At 62.4% G+C, this 25,367-nt stretch carries 20 protein-coding genes and 1 tRNA gene; 17 read left to right on the top strand and 4 right to left on the bottom strand.

The features are described from left to right. Positions 1-12: 12 nt before the first annotated feature. From BJA_RS25640 to BJA_RS25615, 6 genes are all read left to right on the top strand, one after another. Positions 13-225: a hypothetical protein gene (locus BJA_RS25640; protein ID WP_027547180.1), complete on the top strand. Its 213-nt coding sequence runs from the start codon at positions 13-15 to the stop codon at positions 223-225. Then, on the top strand, positions 222-1,697 hold the full coding sequence (gene gatA, locus BJA_RS25635) for an Asp-tRNA(Asn)/Glu-tRNA(Gln) amidotransferase subunit GatA (RefSeq protein WP_011087849.1): 1,476 nt from the start codon (positions 222-224) through the stop codon (positions 1,695-1,697). Before BJA_RS25640 ends, gatA begins: the two co-directional genes overlap by 4 nt. Next, positions 1,688-1,990 carry a hypothetical protein gene (locus tag BJA_RS25630; RefSeq protein WP_011087848.1) on the top strand — a complete coding sequence of 101 codons (303 nt, stop codon included), beginning with the start codon at positions 1,688-1,690 and terminating at the stop codon, positions 1,988-1,990. Before gatA ends, BJA_RS25630 begins: the two co-directional genes overlap by 10 nt. Beyond that, a complete protein-coding gene (gene gatB, locus BJA_RS25625) occupies positions 1,987-3,465 on the top strand; it encodes an Asp-tRNA(Asn)/Glu-tRNA(Gln) amidotransferase subunit GatB (protein WP_011087847.1) in 1,479 nt (492 codons plus the stop codon). The genes BJA_RS25630 and gatB overlap by 4 nt, the downstream gene beginning before the upstream one ends. Before the next feature lie 1,562 nt (positions 3,466-5,027). Further along, positions 5,028-5,294, top strand: coding sequence for a hypothetical protein (locus tag BJA_RS25620; RefSeq protein WP_011087843.1), 267 nt, complete (start codon positions 5,028-5,030; stop codon positions 5,292-5,294). A gap of 196 nt (positions 5,295-5,490) precedes the next feature. Continuing rightward, positions 5,491-5,700, top strand: a complete 210-nt coding sequence (locus tag BJA_RS25615; RefSeq protein WP_011087842.1) for a hypothetical protein — start codon at positions 5,491-5,493, stop codon at positions 5,698-5,700. A 133-nt stretch (positions 5,701-5,833) separates the two neighbouring features. On the opposite strand, the gene BJA_RS25610 is transcribed toward BJA_RS25615, so the two are convergent. Then, positions 5,834-5,926, bottom strand: a tRNA-Ser gene (locus BJA_RS25610). A gap of 488 nt (positions 5,927-6,414) precedes the next feature. Here BJA_RS25610 and BJA_RS25605 point away from each other — a divergent pair. The 7 genes from BJA_RS25605 (at position 6,415) to BJA_RS25575 (ending at position 18,420) form a co-directional block, all read left to right on the top strand. Further along, complete coding sequence (locus tag BJA_RS25605) at positions 6,415-7,602, top strand: efflux RND transporter periplasmic adaptor subunit (protein WP_011087841.1); 1,188 nt, start codon at positions 6,415-6,417, stop codon at positions 7,600-7,602. A gap of 3 nt (positions 7,603-7,605) precedes the next feature. After that, on the top strand, positions 7,606-10,779 hold the full coding sequence (locus tag BJA_RS25600; RefSeq protein ID WP_011087840.1) for an efflux RND transporter permease subunit: 3,174 nt from the start codon (positions 7,606-7,608) through the stop codon (positions 10,777-10,779). A gap of 27 nt (positions 10,780-10,806) precedes the next feature. After that, a complete protein-coding gene (locus tag BJA_RS25595) occupies positions 10,807-11,208 on the top strand; it encodes a hypothetical protein (RefSeq protein WP_011087839.1) in 402 nt (133 codons plus the stop codon). A gap of 451 nt (positions 11,209-11,659) precedes the next feature. Beyond that, positions 11,660-13,066, top strand: a complete 1,407-nt coding sequence (locus tag BJA_RS25590) for an OprD family outer membrane porin (RefSeq protein WP_038966356.1) — start codon at positions 11,660-11,662, stop codon at positions 13,064-13,066. Positions 13,067-13,819: 753 nt separating this feature from the next. Then, on the top strand, positions 13,820-15,418 hold the full coding sequence (locus tag BJA_RS25585) for a porin (RefSeq protein ID WP_038966355.1): 1,599 nt from the start codon (positions 13,820-13,822) through the stop codon (positions 15,416-15,418). Between the two features lie 306 nt (positions 15,419-15,724). Beyond that, positions 15,725-16,717 (top strand): formylglycine-generating enzyme family protein, encoded by a 993-nt coding sequence (locus BJA_RS25580; RefSeq protein ID WP_038966354.1) that lies wholly within the window; start codon positions 15,725-15,727, stop codon positions 16,715-16,717. A 29-nt stretch (positions 16,718-16,746) separates the two neighbouring features. After that, positions 16,747-18,420: an arylsulfatase gene (locus tag BJA_RS25575; protein WP_236842272.1), complete on the top strand. Its 1,674-nt coding sequence runs from the start codon at positions 16,747-16,749 to the stop codon at positions 18,418-18,420. A gap of 217 nt (positions 18,421-18,637) precedes the next feature. On the opposite strand, the gene BJA_RS25570 is transcribed toward BJA_RS25575, so the two are convergent. After that, positions 18,638-21,049: a lytic transglycosylase domain-containing protein gene (locus tag BJA_RS25570; RefSeq protein WP_038966353.1), complete on the bottom strand. Its 2,412-nt coding sequence runs from the start codon at positions 21,047-21,049 to the stop codon at positions 18,638-18,640. A 281-nt stretch (positions 21,050-21,330) separates the two neighbouring features. Between BJA_RS25570 and dapA the strand changes: the two genes are divergently transcribed. Genes dapA through BJA_RS25550 form a run of 4 tightly spaced genes read left to right on the top strand, consistent with a single transcriptional unit; the run spans position 21,331 to position 23,814 of the window. Further along, positions 21,331-22,221: a 4-hydroxy-tetrahydrodipicolinate synthase gene (dapA, locus tag BJA_RS25565; RefSeq protein WP_028171604.1), complete on the top strand. Its 891-nt coding sequence runs from the start codon at positions 21,331-21,333 to the stop codon at positions 22,219-22,221. Between the two features lie 57 nt (positions 22,222-22,278). Further along, entirely contained in the window at positions 22,279-22,695 is a 417-nt protein-coding gene (gene mscL / locus BJA_RS25560; RefSeq protein WP_027547170.1) for a large conductance mechanosensitive channel protein MscL, read from the top strand. A gap of 59 nt (positions 22,696-22,754) precedes the next feature. Then, a complete protein-coding gene (gene smpB, locus BJA_RS25555; RefSeq protein ID WP_011087830.1) occupies positions 22,755-23,228 on the top strand; it encodes an SsrA-binding protein SmpB in 474 nt (157 codons plus the stop codon). 4 nt (positions 23,229-23,232) lie between these two features. Further along, positions 23,233-23,814: a peroxiredoxin gene (locus BJA_RS25550; RefSeq protein WP_011087829.1), complete on the top strand. Its 582-nt coding sequence runs from the start codon at positions 23,233-23,235 to the stop codon at positions 23,812-23,814. A gap of 8 nt (positions 23,815-23,822) precedes the next feature. On the opposite strand, the gene BJA_RS25545 is transcribed toward BJA_RS25550, so the two are convergent. Continuing rightward, positions 23,823-24,497, bottom strand: coding sequence for a uracil-DNA glycosylase (locus tag BJA_RS25545; protein ID WP_011087828.1), 675 nt, complete (start codon positions 24,495-24,497; stop codon positions 23,823-23,825). Then, positions 24,478-25,122, bottom strand: coding sequence for an NYN domain-containing protein (locus BJA_RS25540; RefSeq protein ID WP_011087827.1), 645 nt, complete (start codon positions 25,120-25,122; stop codon positions 24,478-24,480). Before BJA_RS25540 ends, BJA_RS25545 begins: the two co-directional genes overlap by 20 nt. Positions 25,123-25,367: the final 245 nt, after the last annotated feature.

Raw genomic sequence — 25,367 nt, 5'->3', positions numbered from 1 at the left:
GGACGTGGTCCGATGTGCCTGCTTTGCGACGATGAGAAGGCCTACCAGGCCTATATGAACTATCTCGACAAGATGGAGCGGCAGGGCAAGGCTGCCGACCCCAATGTCGCCGTCAATGCCGTGCTCGACGAGATCGAGGCGGCTGCGAAAGCGGCCGCCAAGAAAGACGACCCGGCCAACGACAAGACCCTGTCTCCATTCTTCTGCAGCCCGATCAATAAATGACCGATTTGACATCGCTGACGCTCGCCGAGGCCCGTAAGGGTCTCGCGGCCAAGACTTTCACGTCACTCGAGCTGACCGACGCGCATCTGTCCGCGATCGAAGCCGCGCGCGTGCTCAATGCCTTCGTGATGGAGACGCCGGACCGCGCGCGCGATATGGCGCGCGAGGCGGATGGCAAGATCGCCAAGGGCGATGCCGGCCCGCTCGCCGGCATCCCGCTCGGTATGACGGACCTGTTCGCGACCAAGGGCGTGCGCACCACGGCCTGCTCGAAGATCCTCGGCAATTTCGTGCCAACCTACGAGTCCACCGTGACCTCGCAGCTCTGGCGCGACGGCGCGGTGATGCTCGGCAAGCTCAACAATGACGAGTTCGCGATGGGCTCGGCGAACGAGACCTCGTGCTTCGGTCCCGTCGGCAATCCCTGGCGGCGTGAAGGCTCCAACACCACGCTGGTGCCGGGCGGCTCGTCCGGCGGCTCGGCCTCGGCCGTGGCGGCGCTGCTGTGCATGGGCGCGACCGCGACCGACACCGGCGGCTCGATCCGCCAGCCGGCGGCGTTCACCGCGACCGTCGGCATCAAGCCGACCTATGGCCGCTGCTCGCGCTGGGGCATCGTCGCCTTTGCCTCCTCGCTCGACCAGGCAGGTCCGATCGCGCGCAGCGTGCGCGACAGCGCGATGCTGCTGCGCTCGATGGCCGGCCACGATCCGAAGGACACGACGTCCGTCGATATTCCCGTGCCGGACTATGAGGCCGCGATCGGCAAGTCCGTGAAGGGCATCAGGATCGGCATCCCCAAGGAGTACCGTCTCGACGGCATGCCGGCCGAGATCGAGAAGCTGTGGAGCGAGGGCGCGGCGTGGCTCAAGGCCGCCGGCGCCGAGCTCGTCGAGGTGTCGCTGCCGCACACGAAGTACGCGCTGCCGGCCTATTACATCGTGGCGCCGGCGGAGGCGTCCTCCAACCTCGCGCGCTATGACGGCGTGCGCTACGGCCTGCGCGAGCAGGGCAAGAACATCATCGAGCTGTACGAGAACACCCGCGCCGAAGGTTTTGGCGCGGAGGTGCGCCGCCGCGTCATGATCGGCACCTATGTGCTCTCGGCCGGCTATTACGATGCCTATTATCTGCGCGCCCAGAAGGTCCGCACGCTGATCAAGAAGGATTTCGAGGATTGCTTCGCCAAGGGCGTCAACGCGATCCTGACGCCTGCGACGCCGTCGGCGGCCTTCGGCATCGGCGAGAAGGGCGGCGCCGACCCGGTCGAGATGTATCTCAACGACATCTTCACGGTGACGGTGAACATGGCGGGGCTGCCCGGCATCGCCGTGCCCGCCGGCAAGGACGCACAGGGCCTGCCGCTCGGCCTGCAACTGATCGGCCGTCCCTTCGACGAGGAGACGCTGTTCTCGCTCGGCGAAGTGATCGAGCAGGCCGCCGGCCGCTTCACGCCCGCGAGGTGGTGGTGAATGTCGCAGCGTTCATCGCGAGCCTCGACGGCGCGGCGCCGGCGCCGGACCTGAACGCGCCGCTCACAGGTCTCTGGTGGGCCGCCAAGGGCGACTGGGACCGGGCGCACAAGATCGTTCAGGACGAGAGCAGCCGCGAGGCGGCCTGGGTGCACGCCTATCTGCACCGCGTCGAAGGCGATCTCGGCAATGCCGGCTACTGGTATCGCCAGGCCGGACAGGTCGCGGCAAAGGATTCATTGGAAGCGGAGTGGCAGCGGATCGCTGTCACGCTGCTCGGGAGCAAGACATGAGCACGGCCACGCACAAGCTTCTCAAAGGCGCCACCGGCGATTGGGAGATGGTCATCGGCATGGAGATCCACGCCCAGGTGACGTCGAACTCAAAGCTGTTCTCGGGCGCGTCCACCGCGTTCGGCGGCGAGCCGAACAGCCACGTGTCGCTGGTCGATGTTGCGATGCCGGGCATGCTGCCCGTCATCAACGAGGAATGCGTCAGGCAGGCTGTCCGGACCGGGCTTGGTCTCAACGCAAAGATCAATCTGCGTTCGGTGTTCGATCGCAAAAACTATTTCTATCCGGACCTGCCGCAGGGCTACCAGATCAGCCAGTACAAGTCGCCGGTGGTGGGCGAAGGCGAGGTGCTGGTCGAGCTCGACGGCGGCCGCAGTGTCACCGTCGGCATCGAGCGCCTGCATATCGAGCAGGATCCCGGCAAAATGCTGCACGACCAGTCGCCGTCGCTGTCCCTCATCGACTTCAACCGCTGTGGCGTGGCGCTGATGGAGATTGTCTCAAAACCGGACATCCGCGACGCCGAGCAGGCCAAGGCCTATGTCACCAAGCTGCGCTCGATCATGCGCTACCTCGGCACCTGTGACGGCGACATGGAGAAGGGAAATCTGCGCGCCGACGTCAACGTCTCCGTGCGCAAGCCCGGCGGGCCGCTCGGCACCCGCTGCGAAATCAAGAACATGAACTCGATCAACTTCATCGGCCAGGCGATCGAGTATGAAGCGCGGCGCCAGATCGAGATCCTCGAGGACGGTGGGCAGATCGAGCAAGAGACGCGCCGGTTCGACCCCGACAAGGGCGAGACGCGGTCGATGCGGTCGAAGGAAGAGGCGCACGACTACCGCTACTTCCCCGATCCCGACCTGCTGCCGCTGGAGTTCAGCCAGGAGTTCGTCGACGAGCTGAAGGCGAAGCTGCCCGAGCTGCCGGACCAGAAGAAGACGCGCTTCGTCGCCGATTTCGGCCTGTCAGCTTACGACGCGAGCGTGCTGGTCGCCGAGCGCGAGAGCGCGGTGTTCTACGAGACCGTGCTCGACAAGCTCGGCGACCGCGCGCGCGACGGCAAGATGGCGGCGAACTGGGTAATCAACGAGCTGTTCGGCCGTCTCAACAAGGAAGGCCGGGATATTACGGGCTCTCCCGTCACCGCCGAGCAGCTGGCTGCGATCATCGATCTGATCGGCGAGGGCACGATCTCCGGCAAGATCGCCAAGGATCTGTTCGAGATCGTCTGGCAGGAGGGCGGCGATCCCCGCGCACTGGTCGAAAGCCGCGGCATGAAGCAGGTCACCGACCTCTCGGCGATCGAGAAGGTGGTCGACGACATCATCGCGGCCAATCCCGACAAGGCCGCGCAGGTCAAGGACAAGCCGCAGTCGCTCGGCTGGTTCGTCGGCCAGGTGATGAAGGCGTCAGGCGGCAAGGCCAACCCGCAAAGCGTCAACGAGCTGCTCAAGTCCAAGCTCGGCATCTAGCCTCACGCGTTCGGACGAGGTGACGGACATGTTTCGTCACCTCGCTATGGGTTCGCGATGCGACGCTCGCGCGCGTCCTCGGCGGCAATCTTCATCCCGACGACTGCGATGCGGCGACCGAATCGCCGTCACGCGATTCGCGCAAAACGGCGGCTTGCACGGGCTCCGACGAGCGCTCGCGCCGTTAAGCATGAAAATATTTTCGTTGCCAAAAACTGCGACTCAGAGTCCGCGAAACGCCTTCGCGGGGCCATCCTGCGCGTCGCGACGCGCGTCATCGCGTCGATCACGCGCAATGCGTGAGTGCAGGAAAATACTTTCTGCATAGTGTTTTCTTGCAATCATTACTCTCGCAAACATCGATGATGCGCCCACTCTCCGCGATCGGACGAACACGTCATGCAGTGTGCTTGCATCGCGCTCGCCAAGCGCACGCGCCTTGCTGCGTCAACACTTCTTTAAGCGAGAAGCTGTTTTTTTCGTCGTGTTGGTGTATTCGGGATGAGTGTGCATTCGATCCCCGACTGCATGCAGCGATTAAAGCCATCTCACACATCGGAGGGCAACATGGCCAAGAAAGCGAAGAAGGCGAAGAAGGCGAAGAGCGCAGTGAAGAAGACTGCGAAGAAGACCCGCAAGGTCGCGAAGAAGAAGAAGTAACTTCGACTTCTGAAGTTGCCGGCTCCCAGAGAGCCGGCACGTCATCAGCGCCTCCCAGAGGTTCTGGTCGACGATAGAGGGTGTCGGCGAGACATCAGGTCAACGGTCGGATCGCTCTTTTCGCGGTCCGGCAGAAGAAACGAGTTTTCTTCGTTCGGTGCGGTGCCGGTTCTCCGGTTCTGCAATTTCACAAGCGGCCTTCGGGTCAACGTGAAATCTGGTCCTGACGTGTTCGCCGACGCCCTCGTTCTCTGAGGCCGGGGTATTGCCGGCATTCCCTTTCCATACATTGCTGATCTGGTCGTGGCGTGACCGCGCTGCCGCTGAGCGCTGCCTCGGGGCAGGCGAGGGCTACGGCTTTGTCGTTGCGCGACGTCCGGGCGCCGTTTTCCCTATTTGCAGTGCCATCGCCCGGCGGCGACCCGGTGCGTCGCGGCTTCTCGATGGATGGGGCGCCCGCCTGCCGCCTTCGCTGAAGCTTCGGCGTTCCAGGACCGCAAGCCCCGGCAGTGCCTTGGCGTAGCCGGGTCATGGGTGACGACTGGAAGTGGCGGAGTGTACGCCACAGCGCCCCGCCACCGCGCGCGATGGTTATCGTTGTCCGAAAATCGCAGGGTAAACCGAATCTGACGAATCGCAGAAGTGCCCGTCAAATGGGGACTTTTGGCATTCCGTGCGCGGCCGCGGCCAAGGCGCGTTTACGTCTGCTTCATCGCGATACTTAAACTGCCATTCAAATTTGCCCGCCATCATCGCTTCCAACAAGCCGGCAAACGGCCTGGGCAAGAAGACTTGGGGAAGAGTTGAGCAGCGCATGATCCCAGAAGGGATCACGCAAATCAGAGTTGGACGGGAGCCGCGCTCGGGGGAACGAGGCGGCATAAGAAAACAGGGGATGCGTTATGTTTCAGGGTACTTTCGATCTGGAGACCGCAACGCCGATCGACGCGAGCGCGCTGTCGGACGTGCTGTTCGAGCGCGGGATCTATTGGGCGAGCGGCCGCGCCGGCCTCGTCGATCTCGTCGCCGCGCACAAATGGTTCAACCTCGCCGCCCTGAAGGGCCGCAAGGACGCCGTGGCGCTGCGCCAGGAAGTTGCCGGACAGATGTCGGACGCCGAGATCTCGGCCGCACAGCGCGACGCGAGGGCGTGGGTTTCCACCTACTAGAGCCATTTCTGTTCCGATGGCATCGGAACAGGGCTCTGGTGTCTTGTTCTGAGATGTTTTCCCGACGCGAACCGGTATCCGCTTCGCTTGAAAACGCTTCGAGCTGAGGATCGCAGCCGGCCCCGTGTTTCCACGGGCGTGCCTGGTTGCGCTGAATCAAGTTCCTTCGTCGTGACGCCGCCTAGACCCGCGCGGCATGAGCGCTGCCGACACGAATGGACAATGGCTGCCGATTCAGATCGCGCCCGACGATTGCGATCTGGAACTCGGACGGCCGCACAAGACGGGCATCGTGCCCTGGACCTTTCCATGCCGGCGCAGGTCCGGCGTCTGGTTCAACGTCTGGGCCGACGAGCCGGTGCTGATTTCGCCCTCGCATTGGCGAATCTGGCGGTCCGGCCGCTAGGTGCGGACACACATAATATAGGGAGAGCGAGAATCGGGCTGAGCTCAGCCGCGCGGATCCCTGCACCAAGCTCTCTCCGGCGCGGCGATCGCTTTCAGGTGAGAGAACGGCAGGCCTTGATTCTGCTGCTGGGTGGCGGAGAGGGAGGGATTCGAACCCTCGATACAGCTTGAGACCGTATGACGCTTTAGCAAAGCGTTGCCTTCAGCCACTCGGCCACCTCTCCGGTGCGAGCCTTATGCCTCTAATTACTTGGGCCGGTCAATTTGTAAGCGCGTGTTTGCGCTCGAATATTCCCAGCGATCTTCGAAACGAAGCAGCTTGGGGGCTCGGGGGGCGAACCGACACGGCATCCGAATCGTCTGGTGCCCTGTAGCAGGGAAGTCCATTCTCGGATGATTGGAGCCATTCTGGCTCAAGTGACTGAAATAACTTGTGAATTTATTCTTTATGCGTGCCGGCAGCCCGACTGGGGTCTCGCCGTTTCCGCCAGAACATAAATGACGTGCGTTCGCAGCCTTCGATAAGCCTATGTAAATACGTGATTTTCTGCGTGCAGCTGTTCGGCCCGGGCCAGCACGCGGTCCGCCCCAGCCCATCAATCTCCAGCATGATGCGCCTGCCGGCCCACGCGCGCCCGTCCTCTTGCGCTAGATCAACCTCTCCATCGCAAGGACCCCCAAGACTTCGGTTCCGTTTAGACGGGAGCTGGACATGTGTAGCGATAATCGTCGTCTCGCCACCGGAGCAATCCCGGCCACCCAGCCCTGGGCGCCGATGAAGCTGCCGACGCTTCGGACCGCTTTCTGCCTGTTGGCGGTATTTGCACCATCATTCGAATTGCTGCCCGCCAGTGCCCAGCAAGCTCAACAGCCAGCCGCCGCCTCCGTCGGCGTAATCGTCGCCGAGCGCAAGCCGGTAAAACGAACGATCGATCTGGTCGGTCGCATCGAAGCGATCGAGCGAGTGGAAGTGCGGGCGCGGATCACGGGATATCTTGAAAAGGTCTCGTTCCAGGAAGGCGCTCTGGTCAAGGCAGGAGCGCCGCTTTACTCAATCGAAAAAGGGCTGTTCGAGGCCGCAGTAGATCAGGCCCAAGGCGTGCTGAATAAAGACAAGGCAGCGAAGACCCTGAGCGAGGTGCAGCTGCAGCGTGCCGAGGAATTGCTGGCAAAGCAGGCGGGCACGCAGGTGGCCCGTGACCAGGCGCTGGCTGCGGACCAGGCGGCCGCAGGTGCGCTGCTCGTGGACGAGGCCAATCTGAAAACTGCGCAAATCAATCTGGATTATACGGAAATTACGTCGCCGATCGCCGGCAAGATCGGCAAGACGAATATCACCAAAGGCAACGTGGTAAGCCCACAGACCGGCATCTTGACGACCATCGTAAGCCAAGATCCGATCTATGTTTCCTTCCCGGTCAGCGTCAGGGAATTTCTTGCAGCGCAAAAGGAAGGCCGCGACGTCGATGTCGTCGGCATCAAGGCCTATGTGTTCTTCTCCGACGGCACTGCCTACAGCCAGCCGGGTAAGATCAATTTCGTCAATGTGATCGTCGACCGCGGCACGGATACGATTCTTGCACGCGCATCATTTCCCAATCCCGACGGCGTGCTCGTGGATGGTCAGCTCGTCAGAGTTGGGCTGGAAAGCGGCTCCGCCCAGGAAAGGCTCCTCATCCCGCAAGCGGCGCTGATTTCGGATCAGGAGGGCATCTATGTCTTGATCGTGGAGGACGGGAAAGCAGCGGTCCGACGTGTCAAACTCGGCGGGACCAGCGGCACGGGTGTGATCGTGGAGGAGGGCCTGACGGGCGGCGAGCAGGTCATCGTGGAGGGAATTCAGGGGATTCGCGGCGGCAGTCCCGTACACGCTCAGCCAGCCTCCACCAGCCGGAGCTGAGCCATGCTGTCTGCGATTTTCGTCGACCGCCCGCGGCTTGCAATCGTCATTGCAATCGTGACGACCATCGCCGGCGCAATCTCGTTTGTCGCCATGCCGGTGGCACAATATCCGGACATCGTGCCGCCTCAGGTCTCGGTGACCACCCAATATCCCGGGGCCAGCGGCGCCATTGTAGACGCCACCGTCGCGCAGCCGATCGAGGCGCAGGTGGTTGGCGTCGACAAAATGATCTACATGAAAAGCACCAGCGGCGACGACGGAAGCTACACGCTGACCGCCTCCTTCGAGCTCGGCAGCAATCCTGACATCAATACCGTCAACATCAACAATCGCGTGCAGACCGCGCTGTCGTCGCTGCCGTCGGAGGTCCAGAAGCAGGGTATCAGCGTCAAGAAGAAATCGACGGCCATTCTCGCGGTCGTGACCCTGTACTCGCCCAAGCATACGCACGATCCGCTGTTTCTATCGAATTATGCCACCATCAACCTTCTCGATCAGATCAAGAGCACGAACGGCGTCGGGGATGCCTATCTTTTTGCGCCCCAGGACTACGCCATGCGTGCATGGGTCAAGACCGATCGACTGACCGGCCTCGACCTGACGACCGCCGATATCATCAACGCCGTCCAGTCGCAAAACGTGCAGGCAGCCGTAGGCCGGATCGGGGCGCGTCCGATCTTCAATGATCAGCAATTGCAGCTGAACCTTCAAACGAAGGGCCGCCTCGCTTCCGTCTCCGACTTCGAGAATATCGTCGTCCGCACCAATCCGGATGGATCGGTCCTGAGGCTTCGCGACGTGGCCCAGGTCGAACTCGGCGCCGCCAACCTCGACCGCGATACCAGGTTCAACGGACAGAACGCGGCGGCAATTGTCGTTTATCAAACGCCGGGCGGCAACGCGATCGACACGGTCGCGGCAGTTCGAAAGAAGCTTGCAGAGCTCGAGAAGCGCTTTCCCGAAGACCTGTCGTGGAAGGTGACCTACGATCCAACGATCTTCGTCACCGATACCCTGCACGAGGTCAAAAAGACCCTGGTCGAGGCGTTCATTCTCGTCGTCATCGTGGTGTTCCTGTTTCTGGGCAGCGTTCGAGCGACGCTGATTCCGACATTGGCGGTTCCGGTCAGCCTCATCGGCGCGTTCATTGCGCTGAACGCCGTGGGATACTCGGCAAACACCGTCTCGCTGCTCGCCATCGTGCTTGCCATCGGAATTGTGGTCGACGATGCGATCGTCGTCGTCGAAAACGTCGAACGCGTCATGGAGGAGCGGCCTGAACTGTCGCCCGCGGATGCGACCAAGCAGGCGATGCGGGAGATTACGGCGCCGATCATTGCGATCACTCTCGTCCTTCTATCGGTGTTTGTTCCCATCGCGTTCATACCGGGGATTTCCGGCGAGCTGTTTCGCCAGTTCGCGGTGACGGTTGCGGTATCCATGCTGCTGTCCGCGATCAATGCGCTCACGCTGTCGCCAGCGCTTTGCGCCGTATTTCTGCGACCTCATCATGGTCCCAGACGCGGGCTCATCGGATGGACGATGCGAACGATCGACCGCGTCCGGGACGGATACGGAGCCATCGTCGCGCGTCTCGTCCATTTTTCGATAGTCGGAATTGCCATGGTCGCCGTCGCCGGCGCCGCTACCTTTGGCATTGCCAGGCAAACTCCGACGGGATTTGTCCCCGAAGATGATCAGGGCGCCATTTTTATCATTGCCCAGTTGCCCGGCGGCGCCTCGGTCGGGCGCACCTCAGAAGTTCTGCGTCGGGCCGAAGACATCATCAAACAGGATCCGGCCGTTGAAGACTATACCAGCATCATCGGCCTGAATTTCATCGACAGCTACTCGCAAGCGAACGCCGGTTTCATGGTGGTCACCTTCAAGCCTTTCGAGGAGCGCAAGAAAGGCGAGCTTGGCGCGCGCGAGACCATCGCGCGGTTGCGAGGGAAGCTTCGTGCCATCGAAGGAGGCGTCGTCGTGCCGTTGGCCCCGCCGCCGATCGTAGGCCTCGGCACCGGAGGCGGCTTCACCTATGTCCTCGAAGACCTGCGAGGTGGCGATCCGGCAGCCCTCGCGCAGGCTCTTCGCGGCCTCGTCGTGGCGGCCAACGCGGAGCCGCGCTTGAGGGGAGTGTTCAGCACATTCTCCGCTGACAATCCTTCGATCTTTCTGGAGATCGATCGCGACAAGGTCCAGATTCTCGGCGTGCAGCTCAAGGACGTGTTTCAGGCCTTGCAGGCGTCGCTTGGCGGCTATTTCATCAACAACATGAACCTTTACGGCCGCACTTGGCAGGTCCAGGTTCAGGCAGACGCCGCCGACCGTTCGACCATCACGGACATTTACCGCATCAATGTCCGTAATGCGGAAGGACAGATGATCCCGCTGCGCAGCCTCGTCGAAACGCGCGTTGCGCTTGGGCCGCCTGCAATCATTCGCTACAACAATCTTCGCGCAGTGACAATTCAGGGCACGCCGGCGTCTGGCGTGTCGTCCGGCCAAGCGTTGAAGGTGTTTGAGGACGTTGCTGCCAGGACACTGCCACAAGGTTACGCCGGCGAGTGGACGGACACAGCGTTCCAGGAAAAGCGCGCCGAAGGAAAGACCGGCATCATCCTCGGCTTCGCTGTGTTGTTCGCCTATCTCTTCCTGGTCGCACTCTATGAAAGCTGGACCATCCCGGTCCCGGTCTTGTTGTCGGTTACGATAGCGGTTTTGGGTTCGTTCAGCGCAATCCTGCTCAGCGGCCTGACACTCGATCTCTACGGGCAGATCGGGATGGTCGTGCTGATCGGACTGGCCGCCAAGAACGGCATTTTGATCGTCGAGTTCGCGAAGGAGAAGCGCGAGCATGGCATACCGCTGCTCGAGGCAGCCGCGGAAGGAGCACGCTTGCGCTTCCGCCCGGTGATGATGACGTCGTTTGCCTTCATCCTCGGTCTCTATCCGCTCGTGGTCGCATCAGGCGCCTCGGAGCTTGCACGACGCGGCGTAGGCACCCCGGTTTTCGGCGGTATGATTCTGGCCTCGTTCGTGGGCATCTTCGCGATCCCTCCGCTTTACGTCATGTTCCAGGCCATCCGAGAGCGATTGCGGCCGGGCGCAAAGAAGAAGCCCGAAGCTTTGCCAGCCAACGAGATTTCAACGGACAATGTCGCGGCCGAATGAGGTCGCTTCCACGATGGAGCTCTTTTCATGATCAATATTCGCAACATTCAGGTCCTTACTGTCGCGATCGTGATGGCCTCCAGCCCGGCATCGGCCATAGAACTCACCGGAGCATGGGCGAGCGAAGCCGACATGTGCAGTCAGGTATTCAGCAAGCGAGGCAGTCACGTCGCCTTCACCGAGATGTCGGAGTTGTACGGCTCGGGCTTCATCATCGAGGGCAACAGCATACGAGGAAAGTCGGCCAACTGCACGATCAAGTCCAAAAAGGAAAACGCAGGCAGCGTCGAGATTTCGGCTGCATGCGCAACCTCGATCATGAATCAGGACATGAAATTCGTCCTGAAAGTTATTGACGACAACAATATCAGCCGCTCCTTTCCCGACATTTCCGACATGAGCGTTAAATTTACCAGGTGTGCAATGTAGATCGCGCCAGGTTCATGCGAACCGGCTGATCGTTTGCCGGTGGCAATCCCCTTGTTGCTCGCGTCTTACTGCAGAGCTTGAGCATAGAAGTGGCGAGGGCACGTTGCGCAAGGTTGTCGGGGACATTGCACCAAAGGTCATTTCTCAAGACGAGATAGCTGCGAAGATGTCTTTGGGTCGCGCCGACAAGAGAGGTGCGATGCGATCTCAGGGCTCGCACCGAAGTGTGTTCGATATCTGATCCAGCGCCATTGCTGTGCTCGACAGACGATGCCGCGCGACGGTTTGCTGTGCGTGTCGGTCCGCTTGGCGCGGGAGTATTGCGCTACCACAGCCGGCGCCGTTTTGTTGATGCGCAGAGATTAATCCGAGTGTTGATCCAAATCAAAGTGCTGGTGTCGTACGCGCTCAGCGTGTGTTGAATCCGCTCCCGGGGACAGGAGAAGGAAGTATGCACCGCGTGTTTCGGGCGATCTGCAATCGCCTCGTTGCTTCAGCCGGCCTCGTCGCGATTTGGTTCTGCCTTGCGCAGCCGGCAACAGCCCAGGAGCTTCTGCTGCCTGCGTCGCGAGATGAAATCGCCGACCGCGAGCGTCTGTCCTCGTGGACATTGGACAAGTTTCCCGCTCAGCCGTTCATGAAGGAAATCTACTGGGACCGCCGAGCTCAGGAGTTGCCGGCGTTCTTCCGCGATTCACTCGTACAATACGTCGCGCGAACCTATTACATGAACCGCGACAATTTCGACGGAACCAAGTCGCAAGCTTATGCCGCAGGCGGCTGGCTTGCGGTCCGAACCGGCCTGATTGGCGACCTGTTCGGCATTCACGCCGCCTTCTACGGATCGGAGAGGCTTTTTGGTCCTCTCGATCAAGACGGTACGAAGCTGTTGGCGCCGGGCCAGAACAACATCAATACTTTGGGTCAGATCTATGGACGCATCCAACTCGGCGACCAGGAAATCCGTGGCGGACGGCAGTTGGTCGATACGCCATTGATTAATCCTCAAGACAATCGGATGGTACCGAACACGTTCGAGGCCGCGACGCTTGTATCGTTGCCAGACAAGGATCGCTTCTACGACTACGCCCTCGGTTACATCTGGAATATCAAGCCGCGCGATTCAAACGATTTCATTCCGATGTCGAATGCGCTGGCCGGAACCGGCACGGAGGGCACGCCATTTGGGATGTTCAGGCTCCGCCCGATTCCTGGCCTCGTGCTGACGGCTATGGATTACAACGTCCAGAACTTCATCAATTCCGGCTTCGGTCAGGCGGAGTATGACTTCAGGCAGCCAAAGGGGATGCCCAACTTCATCTTGGGCGGCAATGTCATCGCGCAGACGAGCGTAGGCGACAACCTGCTGGCGGGCAGTCCCTTCGAGACCTACCAGGCTTCTGCGAAGGCACAGATGGCGTATGCCGGCTGGACGCTCTTCATCGCGGGGTCTGCGACAGGGAACCAATCCAAGATCTATTCGCCTTTCGGGACCAAACCGAACTATACGGACATGCAGCAAGTGTCCTTTGACAACGCCGGCGAGAAGGCGATCGGCGGCAGCGCCGCTTACGACTTCGCGGCCTTTGGGCTCCCCGGACTGAGCACCGGTGCCTGGTACAGCCAGGGTTGGGGAGCCCTGAATCCGGTGACCAATGTCGCGATTCCCGACCGTCGAGAACTGGATGTATGGCTGCAGTATCGGCCGACCGAGGGGCCGCTGAAAGGCCTGCGACTGAAGACCCAATACTCAAACGTTTGGCAACAGGGGAACGTGCGCCCGACGCAGCAAGAATTCCGCTTGATCGCCGATTACACGGTGCTTTTCAGGCCGGAACCGTCGGTGTCGAAGCACTAGGGCAATCACCTTCTTCCCAACCCGGATCAGGCGTGGTGCCACTGGACAGGCTCGCATTGCCCCGATGCGGAACGATTTAGGCGGAGCTTTGATGACGGGCGCGATCGCTGCCGGGCTCGTCGCACCGGTTTTGCATCGTCAAGGAGGCTGAGTACCCTCCCGCCCGAGCCCGAAAATCGCAAGTCATCGAAAACGCTTAGTGATGCGACTTGGGGCGCAACTCATCTCTATCGAAGAAAATGCCATGCCCTCTTGGTGCCGACGCCTTCCGAATGCGCTCGCGGAGGGGAGGCTGTGTCTTCCCGTTGAGTCTTCTTCTGATTCCGCGATTCGAGGGCGCCGAAACCTCGTTGGAGACGAACTCCCTGTAGCGGTGCCTCATGTGGGGAACTTTGAAGGCAAATGGAACCGTTTAAAAAACATCAATGTAAACAATATGTTACAGGGGCGATCCGATCACATCTGCGTGTTATTTGTGCAACACCCGTCGGAAAACGCGCTTCATAGGCCCGTTCCGGAGCGTTCTGTTGTTGTGTGTGCAAGGACGTTCGGTAATTGTGACTGAGCGACGGAGGGGGGCATCCCGAGGTCGTCCCGTTTTAGGTGGTTCGCTTAAGTCCCTCGCGGTCAGCGGGTGTGTCCGAAGGCGCGAAGCGACTAAGCGGTGAGTTAAGGGACAAGGGAACCAACCTTAGGGTGTCTTCACCCAGCGGATCCGGAACCTTCCCTATAGAGCAAACTTGGAGGTTTAACATGAAGTTGGTTAAGAGCCTTTTGCTCGGTTCAGCGGCGGGTCTGATCGCCGTTGGCGGAGCACAGGCAGCCGATCTCCCCGTAAAGGCCAAAGCGGTCGAATACGTGAAGATCTGCTCCCTGTACGGTGCCGGATTCTACTACATCCCGGGCACTGACACCTGCATCAAGCTGGGTGGTTACCTGCGCGCTGAAGTCGCGCTGGGCACCAACTCGGACTTCACCCTGAACCAGAACGTCTCGACCCAGGGCGCCAACGGTGCACGCAACCGTCTGACGAACTACTACACGATGCGCGCTCGTGAAGACCTCAACATCGACACGCGCACCGCGACCGAGTACGGCGTGGTCCGCACCTTCTTCGATGGCGTCTTCTCCTGGACGACCGGCAACTATGTCGGCACCGGCAGCGCCACCGGTGGCACCGCCTACAGCGGTGCGCTCGCCATCAACACTCCCGTCGGTGCAGCTGCTCCGGCTCTCTTCGGCTCCGGCGGCGGTTCGGTGAACGGCACGGACGGTAACACCTCGGCCGGTTCGCTCGGTGTGTACTACGCCTTCATCCAGTTCGCCGGCTTCACCATGGGTAAGGCGGTGTCGCAGTTCGACGCGCCCTGGACCAACTATCCGGGCAACAACTTCGACGGTCTCGTCGGCGGTTCGGGCACGGTCACCGGTGTCAACCAGTTCAGCTACACCGCTGACTTCGGTCAGGGCATCACGGCGGCGTTCTCGGCTGAAGACGCCACCTCGTACTATCAGGCTGGTAACGTCAACCTGACTGGCGCAACTGCGGCTGGCATTTTCGGCGGTGCTGTCGGCGCCAATGCCATCGGCGGCAGCAGGTCGCCGAACCTCGTCGGTATGGTTCGTGTCGACCAGGCTTGGGGTCTGTTCCAGGCGTCGGTCGCTGCGCATGACAACCACGTCGGTTACTACGGCCCGTCCGAAGTCACTGGTCACCCCGACGACAAGTGGGGCTGGGCGGTTCAGCTCGCTCTGTCGATCAAGAACATCCCGACCGGTGCGGGTGACGTGATCAACGTGTCGGCCGTCTACACCGACGGTGCGACCCGCTACAACTTCCAGAACCTCGCGGGCAGCACGTATGTGATGTACGGCAGCTCGGGCCTCGCCGGCGCCTACGGCAGCGTCGCCGCTGTCACCGCTCCGGACACCGTGTTCGTCACGGGTGGCCAGCAGGAGACGATCAAGACCTGGGGCTTCCGCGGTGCTTACACGCACAACTGGGATCCCTACTGGAACACCGCGATCTACGGTGCCTACGCTCAGGCGCAGTTCGGCTCGGGGGCCAAGACCTTCCTCTGCGGCGCTGGTGGCCTGCTCACCGTCGGGCAACCTGGTCTTACGGGTTGTAACCCCGACTTCAATATCGGCCAGGTGGGTATCATCACCCGCTGGACGCCGGTCAAGAACCTGACGTTCTCGGCCGACTTGGCCTGGACCAACGTCGACCAGAAGTACGCAGGTACAATTGCGGCGGGGCTGGCCGCTGTTCCCGCCAAGCCGGCTGCGACCTACGAGGTCAAGGACCAGAACTCGCTCGTTCTGCTCCTCCGCGCTCAGCGCAACTGGTGATCTCGGTCTAACGACCTGACAGAGAGCCCCGGCGGGAAACCGCCGGGGCTTTTCTTTTGGTGCATGGCTTTGCGCCCCAGCAATGTCGGCCGAGCCGGCGCGTCGCTTCCGTGACCGGTCGCGTGCACGCCTCAGGTCGCGGCCGCTGCTCAAGCCGGACGACGGCGCATGTCCGGCGCTTGCCACCGATGCTCTCGGCAGCGACTCCCTGCGCTGTCTGCTTATGGCCCTGAAACGGGCCTTTGATCTGGATCAACCCGGAGGAGTGCCACCAGGCCGCTGATGCGATGGCCCCCGGGGGTCGTCATGTATCTGGCTGATACGAAATCGTTGTCTGGCTCCGGACAATCGTTCGAAGATCCAGCAGGTGAGGGGATGTTTTATGTGCCGGGGGGCACGTTTCGCATGGGTTCGGATCGGCATTATCCGGAGGAAGCGCCGGCCCATCTCGTTACCGTTGACGGATTCTGGATGGATCGCACGCCGGTCACCAACCGCCAATTCCGCAAATTCGTGAACGCGACCGGCTACGTCACTTTCGCCGAAATTACACCTGATGCGAAGGACTATCCGGGCGCTCTGCCGCACATGCTCAAGGCCGGGTCACTGGTCTTCACGCCGCCTAAGCGAGCTGTAGACTTGCACAACTGGGGGCAATGGTGGACGTTCAAGTTCGGCGCCAACTGGCGCCGTCCCTATGGTCCGCGCAGCAACATCAGCGGGCTCGACGACCACCCGGTCGTCCACGTCGCCTACCGCGACGTCGAAGCCTATGCCAAATGGGCCGGCAAGGAATTGCCGACCGAGGCCGAATGGGAATTCGCCGCACGCGGCGGACTGGACGGCGCGGAATTCGCCTGGGGTGACGAGCTATTCCCCCGCGGAAGGCATATGGCAAACACCTGGCAGGGCAATTTCCCGCACCAGAATCTTGCGGCTGATGGCTTCGAACGCACTTCGCCCGTCACCGCATTCCCGGCCAACGGTTACGGCCTGCACGATATGATCGGTAATGTCTGGGAATGGACGGCCGATTGGTATTCGCAGAAGCACGAAGCCGACGCCCTGAAAGTCTGCTGCATCCCGCAAAATCCTAGCGGCGGGCCCGAGGGCGCGAGCTACGATTCTTGTCAGCCGAACCTCAGGATTCCACGCAAGGTGCTTAAAGGCGGCTCGCATCTTTGCGCTCCCAGCTACTGCCGCCGCTATCGTCCGGCCGCGCGTCATGCCGAGCCGATCGACACCTCAGCAAGCCATGTCGGCTTCAGGTGCATCGCCAGGAAGAGGATCACGTCATGAGTAACGATCGGATTCCGGAAAAGCCTGAGATGAGCACGGGACCAATCGGCGGAGGATTGAAACGCCGCGATCTCTTGTTGAGTGGTAGTTCTCTCGTCGCCGCTTCGGCGCTCTCGGCCGTCGGATTGACGAGCCCTGCGCAAGCGCAGCAGCCGGCGCCGGCGCCAGCAGCGGCTGGCCAGCGGCCAAACATCGTCTTCATCATGGGTGACGACATCGGCTGGTTCAATATCGGTGCCTACCACCAGGGCATCATGGCAAGCCGGACACCGAACCTCGACAAGCTCGCCGCGGAAGGCATGCGCTTCACCGACTACTATGCCGAGGCCAGCTGCACGGCGGGCCGCGCCAACTTCATCACCGGAGAGCTGCCGATCCGTACCGGGCTTACCACGGTCGGCCAGGCAGGCTCCCCGATCGGCATGCCGGCGCAAGCGCCGACCATTGCGACCGCGCTGAAATCCATGGGGTACACCACGGGACAGTTCGGCAAGAACCACCTCGGCGACCTCAACGAATTCCTGCCGACCATGCATGGCTTCGACGAGTTCTTTGGCTACCTCTATCACCTCGACGCCATGGAGGACCCGGCCCACCGCAATTACCCGCAATCGCTGCTGGCCACCGTCGGTCCGCGCAACATGGTTCATTCCTGGGCGACCAACGTCGACGATCCGACGGTGCAGACGCGCTGGGGCAAGATCGGCAAGCAAAAGATCGAGGACTCCGGACCGCTTTATCCAAAGCGGATGGAGACGGTGGATGACGAAATCCTGAAGATCACGTTCGACTTCATCGACAAGGCCAAGCGGGACAACAAGCCGTTCTTCGTCTGGCTCAACCCGACGCGCATGCACGTCGTCACCCACCTCTCGGAAAAATACGAGAACATGCGCAACTCCGAAAACGGCTGGTCGGTCTCCGAGGGCGGGTTTGCCCAGCTCGACGATATCGTCGGCGCCGTCATGAAGAAGCTCAAGGACGAGGGCTTCGACGACAACACGATCGTCGCGTTCACAACCGACAATGGCGCGGAGAACTTCACCTGGCCTGATGGCGGACAGACGCCATTTGCAGGCGGCAAGGGAACGGCCATGGAAGGTGGATTTCGCGTGCCCTGCATGATCCGTTGGCCGGGCAAGGTGCCGGCGGGAAAGGTCGAGAACGGCATCATGTCCGGACTCGACTGGTTCCCGACCTTCGTCGCCGCAGCGGGCAATCCGAATATCGCCGGCGAGTTGCAGAAAGGAAAGCAGCTCGGCGACAAGACCTACAAGGTCTACCTCGACGGGTACAACCAGATGGACCTGATTACCGGAAAAGGCCCGTCCGCTCGCCACTCGATCTTCTATTTCACGGAGGGCACACTGAGCGCGGTGCGCATCGACGACTTCAAATACCGCTTCACCGATCAGCCGAGCGGCTGGTTGGGCGGCACGGTCAAGGTTGATTGGCCGATCCTCACCAATATCCGCCTTGATCCCTTCGAGCGTACGAACTTGCCTAACGGCGCGCAGGGGTCGCTGGCATTCTATAACTGGTTTGCTTACGAGTTCTGGCGGTTCCAGTTCGTGCAGCAGGAGGTCGCCAAGCTTGCCCAGACGGCGATCGAGTTCCCACCGATGCAGAAGGGTGCAAGCTTCAACCTGGAAGCCGTCAAGGAGCAGATAGAGAAGGCCATGCAGTCGCACGCTGGCAAGTAGGATATGCGGCGACGGGCACCCCAAGCCCGGGAGTGGCGCGAGCTGCCGGTCTGACGCGCGGCATCGGCAGCTCGCGGCGCCCTCCGGGATTGGGATGGCTCGCCTGACGATCGGGTCAGACCTTGAGAATAGTCCTCGAAGGCTCAAGCCGGACGACGACGCATGTCCGGCGCTCGCCACCGATGCTCCCGCCAGCGAATCGAGAGGAGGGCCGTCTCTATTCCACGCTGCCGGCGCCGCGGCGCAGGTCGGCCTCGATCTGCAACCGCGTGCCGCCGCCGAAGCGGGCGCGGTAGACCTGAAGGTTCTCCATGATCCGCTGCACGTAATTGCGCGTCTCGGAGAACGGAATGAGCTCGACCCAGTCGACCGCATCGACCTTGGGATCGCGCGGATCGCCGTAGCGGTCGACCCACTTCTTCACGCTGCCGCGGCCGGCATTGTAGGCGGCAAACGTCATGATGTAGGAGCCGCGATAATCCTCGAGCAGCCCACCGAGCTCGGCCGAGCCGAGCGTGGCGTTGTAGGCCGAATCGTTCTTCAGCCGCCCCAGATCGTAGGTCGCGCCATGCCGCTTGCAGACATAGCGTGCGGCATCCGGCGTCACCTGCATCAGCCCGTAGGCCTGCGCCGGCGAGACCACCGAGGGATTGAACGCGCTCTCCTGCCGGGCGATGGCGTAGACGATGCTGCGCTCGACCTCGGGGCCGATCGGCGTGAATTGCGGAATGCCGTTGACGGGATAGGCGTAAAAATCGAACGGAAGGCCGCGGTTGAGCGCGGCCTTGCCGACCAGCAGCATGCCGCGCGCATCGCTGTAGCGCTGGGTCAGCTCGCCGAGGCCGGTCAGCGCCTCGGGATCGCCGTTCTCGCCCATGTCGGCGAGCATGGGCACGGCCATCTCGCGCTCGTCGAGCTCGTAGAGCAGTTGCGCCGCGCGCACGATCTCCAGCCGTTCAGCGCCGCGCCCGCGCGGCTGGCTGTTGAGCTCGATCTGCGGCAGGCCGAGTTTTGCGCGTGCGAGCTGGCCGTAATAGCTCGTGGATTGTTCGGCAGCCCGCGCATAGGCGTTGCGCGCCTCCTGCTGGCGGCCCGCCGCTTCCGCCGCGCGGCCCTGCCAATAGCCGGCGCGCGCCAGCGTGGTCGGATTGACGCTGCCGACGCCGATGCGGGCAAAATGCTGGGTGGCGGTCGCCGGATCGTTGAGAAAGCGCAGCGCGATCCAGCCTGCCGTGAACTCCTGCTCGGTCTTGTAGATGTCGCGCGAGGGCAGCGCCGCGTCGCGCGCGATCAGATAGGCGCTGCGGAACTCCTCGGTGTCGATCATCTTGCGCGCGAGCAGGCGCCGCTCGATCCACCATTCGTCGAGATTGTAGAGCCGGTTCGGATCCTTCGGCGCCGACAGCATGAGCTGGGCGGCCTCGGCAAACTTCTCCTCGCGGCGCAGCAGCTGGATCTTGCTGAAGAGGAAACCGGGGTCATTGTGCAGCTCGCGCGGCACGGCCTCGAGCAGGGCACGCGTGTTCGGCGCCTTCTTGACCGAGGCGATGCGGGCCTTGGCCAGCGCGACATAGCCGGCGCCGAGGCGTTTTGCGGCGCGCAGCGCGGCCTCGTTTTCGCTGCCGTAGAGCAGGGTGTCCATCCGCGCCTTCTGATCGCCCGGCGTCAGCAGGGCGCCGAACTGGTCGAGCGCGTTGTTCTCGGTGTCCTCCGACATCGGATCGCTGCGCCAGGCCTCGCGCACCAGCCGCTCGGCATTGGCGCGGTCGCCGCGCGCCAGCATCGCCTTGGCGAGCGTGAAGCGGCCCTTCGCGGACACCGGGGATTCGTTCTCGAACCACGACCACGCAACTGAATCGTCGCGCCTGTCGTCCCACATCGCAGCCTCGAGGCGGCGGCGCAGGAAGGTCTGCGACGGCCAGCTCGGATTGGCGGAGAGGAAGGCGCGATAGCGCTCGACGGTCGCGCCATTGTCCTCGCTGCGCAGGATGATCCATTCCGCGAGCTTTCGCGCGACGGGATCCGAGATCGTGGCGGCGGCGTTGGTGGCGTCGCCCGCCTTGCGCTTGCGCACGAGTTCGATGACGCTCTCCAGCGTGTCCTTGTCGGCTTGCGACGTCGACGAGGTCGCAGCGATCGCGGCCGGCGTCACCGGCCTGCGAGGTGCCGCGTGCTGGCGGGTCGCGGGCGCCAGCACAGGAGCTGCGATCGGTTTGGCGGCCGGAGGGGCAGCGGGTCTGACGGTGGCCGTTGCGGCCGGCGCGGGTGCCGCTTTGGGGGGAGAGCCGGTGGCGGTCGGCTGCGATTTTGGCGCCGGCGCCGCTGCCGCAGGCTTGGGCTTGTTCTTGGCGGGGTCCTTGGCGGGTTCCTTGCCAGCGTCCTTGCCGGCATTCTGGGCTGGTTTCTTCGCGGCATCCTTGGCCGGGGCGCCAGCCGCCCCCTTGCTTGCGCCCTTCGCTGTGTCCTTGCCGGTTCCCTTGGTGGTTTCCTTAGCTGTTTCCTTGGCCGATCCTTTGCCGGATCCCTTCGCGGCGTCCTTGGCGGCTGGCTTCGCAGTGTCCTTGGCCCCTTCCGCAGGTGTCTCATTGGACTTGGCCCAGGCGGCGCAGCCGACAGACAGCCCTGCCATCAGGCACACGACCAGACCGGTGGATCGCCATGTGGCACGAGGAAATGAGGTCACGGCGTTTCGTCGCCCCGAATCAGTCAAGTGGCTCAAGATCTAGCTGAATTTGATTGAATATGCGGACAAAATACCAACAGCCGCTTACCTCGGGCGGGTTTGCACCATCACCGCGGCAAAATCGCGGCCTAAACGGTGCGTCGCACGGGAGCGGCCCTTTTACCGGCGGGATAGACCCGATATGAATGGGGCTTGCTCTCAAAACTCGCCGCGTACGGAGGAAGTCCATGGCAGCCAAGACGAAATTCCGGGGGTCGTTCACCGCCTTGGTCACGCCGTTCAAGAACGGCTCGCTCGACGAGGCAGCGTTCCGCTCCCTGGTCAACTGGCAGATTTCCGAGGGCACCAACGGACTGGTCCCGGTCGGCACGACAGGCGAGAGCCCGACGCTCAGCCATGACGAGCACAAGAAGGTCGTCGAGTGGTGCATCGAGGAGGCCAAGGGCCGCGTGCCCGTGGTTGCCGGTGCCGGCTCCAACTCGACCAAGGAGGCGATCGAGCTGGCCCAGCACGCCGAGAAGGCGGGCGCGGACGCCGTGCTGGTGGTGACGCCTTACTACAACAAGCCGACCCAGGAAGGGATGTACCAGCACTTCAAGGCGATCAACGATGCGATCGGGATTCCAATCATCATTTACAACATCCCGCCGCGCTCGGTGATCGACATGTCGGTCGACACCATGAAGCGGCTGTGGGAGCTGAAGAACATCGCCGGCGTCAAGGACGCCACCGCCAGCATGGTCCGCGTGTCGCAGCAGCGTGCCGCGATGGGCGAGGACTTCAACCAGCTCTCGGGCGAGGATGCGACCATCCTCGGCTACATGGCCCATGGCGGCCACGGCTGCATCTCGGTGACCTCGAACGTCGCACCGCGCCTGTGCTCGGAGTTCCACACCGCCTGGCAGAAGGGCGATCACGCCACCGCGCTGAAGCTGCACGACAAGCTGATGCCGCTGCACAACAACCTCTTCATCGAGAGCAATCCGGCGCCGATCAAGTACGCGATGTCGCTGCTCGGCAAGCTTGACGAGACGCTGCGGCTGCCGATGGTGCCGGTGACCGAGCCGACGCGCGTTGCCGTGCGCAGCGCCATGGTTCACGCTGGCCTGATCAACTGACGCGGTAACCTTTCCGGGGAGCCTTTCATGAGCGGGGTCGATGAAAAGGGCAGGCGGATGCTCAAGGAGTTCCGCGAATTCGCCATGAAGGGCAACGTCGTCGATCTCGCGGTCGGCGTCATCATCGGCGCGGCCTTCGGCGCCATCGTCACTTCGCTGGTCGGCGACGTGATCATGCCGTTGATCGGCGCAGTCACCGGCGGCCTCGACTTCTCGAACTACTTCACCCCCTTGTCGAAGGCGGTCACCGCCACCAACTTAGCGGATGCTAAAAAGCAAGGCGCGGTCTTGGCTTGGGGCAGCTTCCTCACGCTGACGATCAACTTCATCATCATTGCCTTCGTGCTGTTCCTGGTGATCCGCGCCATCAACACCCTGAAGCGCAAGGAAGAGGCGGCACCGGCCGCTCCGCCGAAGCCGTCGGCCGAGGTCGAGCTGCTGACCGAGATCCGCGATCTCCTCAAGAAGTCTTGACGCGTACGCTTCGTCCAAACTGTTAGCGTTCGCGCGTATCTCACTCAGGTTTGTCTGCCATGGCCGATAAGAACGAACGACCGATCAAGGTCATGGCGGAAAATCGCAAGGCCCGCTTCAACTATGCGATCGAGGATACGATCGAGGCGGGCATTGCGCTGACCGGCACCGAGGTCAAGTCGATCCGCAACGGCAAGAGCACGATCGCGGAATCCTACGCCGATTCGAAGAACGGCGAGATCTGGCTGATCAACGCCACCATTCCCGAATACCTCCAGGGCAACCGCTTCAACCACGAGCCCAAACGGCCGCGAAAGCTGCTGCTCCATCGCCGGCAGATCAACAAGCTGATCGGCGCGGTGGACCGCGAGGGCATGACGCTGATCCCGCTCAAGCTCTACTTCAACGAGCGCGGCCGCGCCAAGCTGCAGCTGGCGGTTGCAAAGGGCAAGAAGCTGCACGACAAGCGCGAGACCGAGAAGAAGCGCGACTGGAGCCGGGAGAAGGGGCGCCTGCTGCGGGCGAGGGGATAGCGGGATGAATCAGAAGAACCTGCTCGAGGTCGACTGGAGCCAGATTCCGGCGCCGGCCGATGATGGCGGCGCCGCGCATCTGCCGGGCATGACGCTGCCCGCGATCGGCCTGCTCGCGACCGACGACACATCAGTGATGCTGTCGGCGCTCCCCGGCCGAACCGTGGTGTTCGCCTATCCCCGCACCGGCGAGCCTGGCAAGATCTCGCTGGTCGACGATTGGGACATGATCCCGGGCGCGCGCGGCTGCACGCCGCAGACCTGCGCGTTTCGCGATCTGTTTGCCGAGCTGAAGGCCGCCGGCGCCGCCCACGTGTTCGGCCTCTCGACCCAGAGCAACGAATACCAGACCGAGATGGCCTCGCGCCTGCATCTGCCGTTTCCGGTGCTGTCGGACGAGAAGCTGGCGCTAGCGCGCGCCCTCAAACTGCCGACCATGGAGGTCGCAGGTCTGATGCTGATCAAGCGCCTCGCGCTGATCATCGACGACGCCAAGATCACGAAGGTGTTCTATCCGGTGTTTCCGCCCGACCGGAACGCCGGCGATGTCCTGGACTGGCTGAAGGCCAATCCCGTCAAAGACTAGTCCAAGGGCTAGTCGAGGTCGGCCTTCACCTTCGAGAACACGGACCGGAACATGTCCGGCGTCAGCACGCCGGTGTTCGTGTTGTAACGCGAGCAGTGATAGCTGTCGTAGAGCCTGAACGCGCCGGCCTGGTGCACCGCGCCGTGGCCGAAAGGGGCTTGCGAGCCCTTCAGATTCAGCGGCTTGAGCACGGTGTCGTGCGCAATCCGCCCGAGCGCGACGATCGCGCGCAGGTTCGGCATCGTCGCCAGATTCGCCGCGAGAAACTGGCGGCAGGTGTTGATCTCGGCGGGCAGCGGCTTGTTCTGCGGCGGAACGCAATGCACCGCATTGGCGATGCGGCAGTCGACCAGCTTCAGCCCGTCATCGGGCCGCGCCTGATAGGCGCCCTTGGCAAAGCCGTATTCGAGCAGCGTGGCGTAGAGCAGGTCGCCGGCATAGTCGCCGGTGAAGGGACGGCCGGTGCGGTTGGCGCCCTGCATGCCCGGCGCGAGGCCGACGATCAGGAGACGCGCCTTGACGTCCCCGAAGGGGGCGACCGGGGCGTTATGCCACGACGGCTCGCGCGCGCGATTCGCCTCGCGAAAGGCGACCAGGCGCGGACAGAGCGGACAGTCACGGTCGGGGACGAGGGTGGGGGGCTGGCGGCCTGACCGGGCCGCCTCACTCCTCAAAGTCGTCATCGCCCCTCGGGGCCATCGTGGTCGCGCGCTGGAGGAATTGCGGGGCGTGGTGGCGGGCCTCGCGCTCGCCACGATCGCGCGGCGCGGGGCGTTCGGACGGGTCGCGGCCGAGCTTGGATTGCAGCTCGACGAGGTCGGTGAAGACGTCGGCCTGGCGGCGCAGCTCGTCGGCGATCATCGGCGGCTGGCTGGCGATGGTCGAGACCACCGTGACCCGCACGCCGCGGCGCTGGACGGCCTCGACCAGGGAGCGGAAGTCGCCGTCACCGGAGAACAGCACCATCTGGTCGATGTGCTCGGCGAGCTCCATCGCGTCCACGGCGAGCTCGATGTCCATGTTGCCCTTGACCTTGCGGCGGCCGGAGGCGTCGATGAACTCCTTGGTCGCCTTGGTGACGACGGTGTAGCCGTTGTAGTCCAGCCAGTCGATCAGCGGGCGGATCGAGGAGTACTCCTGATCCTCGATGATGGCGGTGTAGTAGAAAGCCCGCAACAGCGTCCCGCGGCTCTGAAACTCCTTCAGCAGGCGCTTGTAGTCGATGTCGAAGCCCAGTGTTTTCGCCGTCGCGTAGAGATTGGCCCCGTCGATGAAGAGCGCGATCTTGTTGGTAGGAGAAGGTGACATTCAGTTTGCTCGCGAAGTGCTCGTGATTGATCGTTTATTGTTGGCGCGGCAGCACGCCGCGCAGTTCTAGAGTGCCGCCGAAACCCGTCGAAACCGCAAATCCGGAGAAGTCGGGGCAATCAAGGTATAGTTATGGCGAACTCTCAAACACCCGGGGCCGCCCTCGGTGGCAGCCCTGGAAATCGCCCATCCCAGCCCCAATGTGGGGGTAGCAGAGCCATTTGGCGAGGCCAAATCACAAATTG

Origin of the sequence: Bradyrhizobium diazoefficiens USDA 110 (assembly GCF_000011365.1) — a bacterium.
In the GTDB taxonomy this organism is placed as follows: Bacteria; Pseudomonadota; Alphaproteobacteria; order Rhizobiales; family Xanthobacteraceae; genus Bradyrhizobium; species Bradyrhizobium diazoefficiens.
The sequence above is the reverse complement of the archived record's forward strand: the minus strand, read 5'-3'. Positions and strand labels throughout refer to the sequence as shown.